The organism is Aggregatilinea sp. (genome assembly GCF_036822615.1).
Classification (GTDB): Bacteria; Chloroflexota; Anaerolineae; order Aggregatilineales; family Aggregatilineaceae; genus Aggregatilinea.
Map to the genome: position 1 here is coordinate 1507 of NZ_DAISHJ010000143.1, position 6844 is coordinate 8350.

Consider the following 6844-nt stretch of genomic DNA (forward strand, 5'->3'; position numbering starts at 1 on the left):
CGACCGCCTCAACCGCGCCGAGGCCGCTGCCGACGGGCCGGGGCTGGTGCAGCTTGTTCAGCACGTCCGCGATGATGCCCGCCGCGTCCAGATCCGCCCCGCGCCACACGACCTGCGCGAGTTCTTCGTCCCCGGCATATTCCAGCAGGTGCGCGCCGTCGTCGGCCTCTAACAGCCGCACCGCGCCGTGCCCGTCGAAGTAGCGCAGAGCGAGCGCGCCGTCCGCTTCGTCGCCCGCGCCCTCCGGTGTCAGCAGCTTCAGCGCGACCTTTTCGCCGCCGTTCCGGGTGGCCGCATAAACTGCGCTGCGCGGCGTTTCGGCCAGCAGCACGGGATCGGTCAGAGTCCACTGGTGCACATAATGATCGAGTTGAGTGGTCATCCATAATTTCTCCTGAGACGGCGCGATCATACCAGCAGCGCGCGGAAGCTGCTCGTGGCGGAACGCGAAATGCCCGGTTTTCCGCCTGACCGTTGACAGCGCTTCCCGTACCCCGTATACTTTTCCGTGGGTCGTGTGCGCCACACGCGGCTACACTACAAAAAGGAGGCAGCCCGGTGAACGTTTTAGCAGTAATTCTATCCAACGGTTTGATACCCGTTCCGGATCGTCATGCCGGGTTGTCCTGCTAGGTCCTCCTTTTTCCGGCCACCAGCAGACTTGATCCCCTGACGCCGTGGGTGTTGAACCAGCACTCACGGCGTTTTTCGTTGTGCGATAATCGCAACAGCACTTCAAACAGAACCAGGAACGACTCACCATGAACACGAAATCGGCGACGACGCTCGAACTGCCGAAGATTTTGGAACGCCTCACGCGCTTCTGCGCGTTTTCGGCCAGCGTGGAGCTGGCCCTCGACCTGACGCCGACGCCCTACCTGGACGAGGCGCAGGATCGCCAGCAGGAGACGACCGAAGCGCGCCTGCTGATCAACACGCACGATCACATCACGATCGGCGGCGCGCGCGACGTGCGCGGCGATGTGCTGTCGGCGGCGCGCGGATTGGCATTGGAGCCGCAAACGCTGCTCGATATCCGCGCCACGCTGCGGCAGGCGACCACGCTGCGCCGGCTGCTGTCGCGCCTGAACAACCAGTTCCCGCGCCTGGCAGAAATCGCGGAGCGGCTGGAAGAGTGCACCGCGCTTCAGGGCGAGATCAGCCGCGTGCTGGACGATACCGGGGCCGTGCAGGACTCGGCCAGCCCCAAGCTGGCGACCGTCCGGCGCGAGATGCGCATCGCGTTCGACCGGCTGCAAGGCAAGCTCTACAACATCATCCACAACCCGAACAACGGCCCCTACTTGCAGGAGCAGCTCATCACGCAGCGGCATGGACGCTACGTGATCCCGCTGCGGGCGGAGTTCAAGGGGCGTATTCAGGGTATCGTGCACGATCAAAGCTCCAGCGGCGCGACGCTGTTCATCGAACCGCTGGCGACGGTGGAACTCAACAACGCGTGGCGCGAGCTTCAACTGGAAGAAGAAAACGAAGTGCGCCGCATCTTGCGCGAGCTGTGCGACATGGTGGGGCGTGAAGGGCCGTACATCATTCGCACGGTCGAGACGCTGGCCCTGCTGGACCTCGCCTTCGCCAAGGCCAAGTATGCCGACGCGCTGAACGCGACCGCTCCGGCGCTGGTGGGCTTCCGCGACGCGCCGTTCCCGCACCCCGGCAGCACGATCAGGCTCTATTCGGCACGCCACCCGCTGCTGGACCCGAAGAAGGTCGTGCCGATCGACGTGGACCTGGACGACGAGACGTACGCGCTGGTGATCACCGGGCCGAACACGGGCGGCAAGACCGTCGCGCTGAAGACGGTCGGCCTGCTGGCGCTGATGGCGCAGTGCGGGCTGCACCTGCCGGTCGCGGAAGGATCGAGCCTGACGGTGTTCGCGGAAGTGTTCGCGGATATCGGGGACGAGCAGAGCATCGAGCAGTCGCTTTCGACGTTCTCGTCGCACATGACCAACATCATCGAGATCCTGGACGTGGCCGACGAGCACTCGCTGGCGATCCTGGACGAACTCGGCGCGGGGACCGATCCCGCCGAAGGCGCGGCGCTGGCCCGCGCGCTGCTGGACGATCTCGTGGGGCGGGGCGTGACGACGCTGGTCACCACGCACCACCCGGAACTGAAAGTCTACAGCCACGAGAAAGCGGGCGTGCACAACGCCAGCATGGAGTTCAACCTGGAAACGCTCGCGCCGACATACCGGCTGATCGTCGGGCTGCCGGGGCGTTCTAACGCGCTGGCGATCGCGGAGCGGCTGGGCCTGCCCCGGTCGATCATCGACCGGGCGCGCTCGATGGTGACGGACGAGGATCTGGCGACGGACGACCTGCTGGACGCGATCCACCAGAAGCGCAAAGAGATCGAGCACACCCAGAACGGCCTGCGCCAGTCGTTCCAGGCCGCGGAAGAACTGCGGGCGGAACTGCGCGGGCGGCTGGCGTACATCGAAGACGAGCGCCGCACGATGCTGGCCGACGCGCGCCAGCAGGCCGAAGCGGAGCTGGAAGAGCTGCGCGCGGAGATCCGGCGCACGCGCAAGCAGCTCATGGCGGCAGGACAGCCGCTGGACGCGATCCGGCAGGTGGAATCGCAGGCGTCCGGTCTGCGTAACGCGCTGCCCGAAATGGCCCAACCCGCTGCCGCGTCTCTGCCCGGCGAAGAAGAGGATCGCAGCTTCCGGCTGGGCGATCTGGTGTGGGTGGAGACGCTCAACACCGAGGGGCAGATCATGGAGCTTTCGGGCGACGAGGCCGAGGTCATGGTCGGGCGGCTGCGGCTGCGCGCCAAGCTCGATGAGCTGCTGCCGCGCTCTCGCGGCGAGAGCAAGCGCGACCAGAAGGCGACCCGGCGTAAAAAGCTGGCCGCCGCGCTGCCGGTCAGCGATCCGGTCATGACGCGCACGGCGTCGCCGGGGCTGGAACTGGATCTGCGCGGGCAGACGGTCGAGGACGCGCTGCCGTCGATGGAAAACTACCTCGACGCGGCGTACATGGCGGGACTGCCGTTCGTGCGCATCATTCACGGCAAAGGCACGGGCGCGCTGCGCACCGCCATCCGTGACGCGCTGCGCGGTCACCCGCTGGTGAAGAAATACGAGCGCGGCGACGAAAAGGAAGGCGGCGACGGCGTGACCGTCGTCAGTCTGGTCCCGTCGAACTGACGCAGAGGCTGCAAAACACCCCGGTCGGCTGTTTGCCTGCCGGGGTGTTTTGCTTTATAAACAAGATCATCCTCTATCTTTTATCTTTTAGTAACCTTGCATTAACGAATTTCGAGTATTTTAACCAACGTTACTTGTTAATACCGAGAAAATTTCTATAATAAATCTATATGATACGTTACCAGCCCTGGTGCGTTCGAAGCGGGAGAATGTTCTATCAGGCCTCACGGAGCGCGGCTGTTTTGCTGCCGCGCTACTGTTATATGCTGGAGCAGCCGTATGTCCTCACTACGTCGCATGATACGTGGAACCCTCCGAACAACCATTTACTATGCAGGGTTGGCGCAGACTCTTTCGGGGTACAAGGGAGCCAGGGCGCGCATCCTCGTGTATCACAATATCGCGCCGATCGAGGATGACTTTTTGCGCGGGTTGGACATGACCGTGTCGCCGGACATGTTCGAAGACCACGTGCGCTATTTAACCGAGAACTTCCGTGTGGTGTCGCTGCGCCAGATGCTCAGCGAACTGCGCAGCGGCGAACTGCCTGAGCGGACGCTGGTGATCACCTTCGACGATGGGTACCGCGATCTGTATCACTACGCGCTGCCGATTCTGCATGCCTATAATCTGCCCGCGACGATTTTCCTGAACACCTCGGTGATCGAAACGACGCTCAAGCTCTGGCCGAACAAGATCGCGTATGTCTCGAACAAGCTGGGCGCGTCCAGGGTGGCGTCACAGGCGCGGCGGCACTGGGGCAAGGGGCTGCATCTGGGCTATGGCGCGGGACCGTCCGAAATCATCTGGACGCTCAACGAGCACTGCCACATACGGGAGATTCACGACTTCATCGACGCGCTGTGCGCGGACCATCACCTGACGCTGCCCGACGAGCACCCGGCGCGTATTTACCTCGACTGGTCGGAAATCGCCGCGATGCGCGCCGCCGGATTTGAATTCGGCAACCACACCCACGATCACGTCAATCTGGCGCTGCTGTCCGAACAGGAGCAGGAAGCGCAGATCGTGAAGGCCAAAGAGATCATCAGCCAGCATCTCGGCCTACGCGAAATGCCGTTTGCCTACCCGTTCGGACAGGCCGTGAACTTTACGGGGGACACACGGCGGATCATCAAACAGAGCGGCCACAACTGCGCGCTGGAAGCGATCGCCGGGCCGGTCTTTGCGGAAGACTCGCCCTACGCCCTCAAACGCATCGACATTCGGGAAACGTCGCCCTCGCTGTTCGTCACGAACGTGCACGGCGTTTCGATCAAGCGCGCCCTGAGTTCGATGAAGAACCGGAGGAACCCCGACCGGTCGTCGGCGCGGCTGGCGGCGCTGGCGGGCGTGTTCGGATCGCTCGTGACATGGCTGGCGACCGGGATCTGACCGTCACGGCGCGTCCAGACATGGCGCTCGCTCACTGACCGCCTGATCACGGGTCCTGGCCCGTTTGCCAGGAGAACATGCTGCCGGTGGCAGTAAAGGATCTGGAATGCCCGACGATACTGTGCTTCGCCAGCAAGTACTCGCGCTGCTGCGCGGGGGCAACGCGCATATGACCATTGACGATGCCGTTGCCGATTTTCCGTTGGACCGTATCAACGAACGGCCTCCAAACGTCAGTTATTCCCCGTGGGACCTGTTGGAGCATATCCGCATCACCCAGTGGGACATTCTTGAGTTCACGCGCGACCCGAATCACGTCTCGCCGTCCTGGCCGGACGGGCATTGGCCCGCGCCGGGCGAACAGGCCGATCCGCTCAAGTGGCAGGCGACGATCAACGCCATTCACGCCGACCTGCGCTCGTTCGAAGACATCGTGCAGAATCCCGCGATCGACCTGACGGCAGATATTCCGCACGCGCCGGGATATACCGTGCTGCGCGAGGCGCTGGTGATCGCGGATCACAACAGCTACCACATTGGGGAATTCGGCATCCTGCGGCAAATCATGGGCACGTGGCCGCCGGGGCACGAATAGCCCGCGACTCGTTCCGCGCAAAACAAAACGGCAGCGCCACATTGATCGGGCGCTGCCGTTTTTTGTGAACGGACGAGCGAGAAGTCAGTTTATCCGCTCAAAAGGGGCGTATCCGGGTCTAGTCCGGGTGGATGATTTTACGGTATACGAACATCACGCCGTCGGGCGAATCGGTTTCGTCGATCTTGGTGAAGCCGCATTTGCGCTCGTAAAACGCATGGTTTTTCAGCGACCACGCCGGGGTTTCGAGTCGCCAGCTTTTCGCGCCGGGGTACGTGCGCTCGACAAACTGCCATGCCTGGGTCCCGATGCCGCGATCCTGCACGGCGGGATCGACGAAAATCACGCCCAGGTGGTTGTGTCCGCCGGGAATGATCCACACGATCAGCCCGCCGACCACCTCGCCGTCCAGCAGGATCGTATAGCCGGTCGTCTCGTCGTAGCCCAGCATCCACTGGCGGAAAAAGTCGCCGTTGTCGTAGCCCTCCGGCCCGCCTTTGTCGAGTCCCCGGTACGTGCGGCTTTCGTCGTCGAAGGCGCGGGTCATGACGCGCGTGAGATCGGGGATATCCTGCTCGCCTGCTTCCGCGAAGGTCAAAGTCATGGGGCACGCTCCTTGCTGCATCCAGTCAAAAAGTGCCGCCAGGGTGGTGATCGCTGCGTGCTCGATGCTGGACGGTGAGCGAAAGTATAGCCGCCGGGGTGCGCCGTAAAACACCGAAAAGTTGAGGCGTTGGAGCGAGTGAAGATATACTATCTTCTATCATGATATCCCAAATTTGCCGCGCCCGATCGCACCGAACGCGGCTTTTTTGTGCTGATCCATCACACCGTCTGGCCGCCGCCGACGTGCAAAAGCTGGCCGGTGATGTAGCCCGCCTGCTCCGACGCGAAAAACACGATGGCGGCGGCGGTGTCCTCCGGCTGGCCGATGCGCCCCATCGGGATCGAGGGCAGCTGCGTTGCTTCCAGCGCGGGCGTGATCCAGCCGGTCTGCGTGGGGCCGGGCGAGATGACGTTCACCGTGATCCCGAACTGGCCCAGCTCTTTCGCGGCGCTGCGGCTGTAGGATTCGAGCGCGGCTTTGCTCGCGCCGTACGACACCTCGCCGGGGAAGACGTACGCGCCGCCTGTGCTCAGGTTGACGATGCGCCCCCAGGTCGCGCCGCGCGCCCGGTGACGTCGCGCGAACTCGGCCATCATCAGCGCCAGGGCGCGTGTGTTCACGGCCAGATGCAGATCGATGCTGGCGGGCGTCAGCGTGCCGGTGACGTTTTCGGACCATAACTCCGGCAGCGTGTTGAACTGGGCCGCGCCGGACGGCACAAACGTATCCGCCGTCCAGCTTGCCGAATTGTTGACCAGGATCTCGACCGGGCCCAGGGCCGCTTCCGCTCGATCGAACAGGGCCGGGATGCTGGCCGGATCGGACAGATCGGCTTCGGCGGCGGCGGTTCGCACGCCGCAGGCGCGGATCGCGTCCAGCACGGTGTCTGCGCCCTGTTCGCGGTCGGCGGCGTGGCGCGCCGCCCCCGGCGCGGACGTATCGCCGCTTGCTGCCGGATCGCCCAGCAGCCGGAAGTAGTGCACGAAGACGTGCGCGCCCAACGCGGCGAACGCTTTGGCCGTCGCTGCGCCGATGCCCTGGTTGGCCCCGGTGATCAGCACCACGCGCCCC

6 protein-coding genes are annotated in these 6844 nt (G+C 63.8%); 3 read left to right on the top strand and 3 right to left on the bottom strand.

What is annotated here, in order from left to right; genetic code table 11:
- Positions 1-382, bottom strand: a 382-nt coding sequence (locus V7116_RS23230; RefSeq protein ID WP_324394375.1) for an aminoglycoside phosphotransferase family protein, incomplete at its 3' end; no start/stop codon positions are given.
- Positions 383-761: 379 nt separating this feature from the next.
- On the opposite strand from V7116_RS23230, the gene V7116_RS23235 reads away from it, so the two are divergent.
- The 3 genes from V7116_RS23235 (at position 762) to V7116_RS23245 (ending at position 5166) form a co-directional block, all read left to right on the top strand.
- Positions 762-3176: an endonuclease MutS2 gene (locus V7116_RS23235; protein ID WP_324394376.1), complete on the top strand. Its 2415-nt coding sequence runs from the start codon at positions 762-764 to the stop codon at positions 3174-3176.
- Between the two features lie 387 nt (positions 3177-3563).
- The gene (locus V7116_RS23240) at positions 3564-4571 is read left to right on the top strand and encodes a polysaccharide deacetylase family protein (RefSeq protein WP_324394377.1); all 1008 of its coding nucleotides are present in this window, start codon (positions 3564-3566) and stop codon (positions 4569-4571) included.
- 106 nt (positions 4572-4677) lie between these two features.
- Positions 4678-5166 carry a DinB family protein gene (locus tag V7116_RS23245; RefSeq protein WP_324394378.1) on the top strand — a complete coding sequence of 163 codons (489 nt, stop codon included), beginning with the start codon at positions 4678-4680 and terminating at the stop codon, positions 5164-5166.
- Positions 5167-5284: 118 nt separating this feature from the next.
- On the opposite strand, the gene V7116_RS23250 is transcribed toward V7116_RS23245, so the two are convergent.
- Both V7116_RS23250 and V7116_RS23255 read right to left on the bottom strand, forming a co-directional pair.
- Complete coding sequence (locus V7116_RS23250) at positions 5285-5770, bottom strand: GNAT family N-acetyltransferase (protein WP_324394379.1); 486 nt, start codon at positions 5768-5770, stop codon at positions 5285-5287.
- A 221-nt stretch (positions 5771-5991) separates the two neighbouring features.
- On the bottom strand, positions 5992-6844 hold an 853-nt coding region (locus tag V7116_RS23255; RefSeq protein WP_324394380.1), incomplete at its 5' end, for an SDR family NAD(P)-dependent oxidoreductase.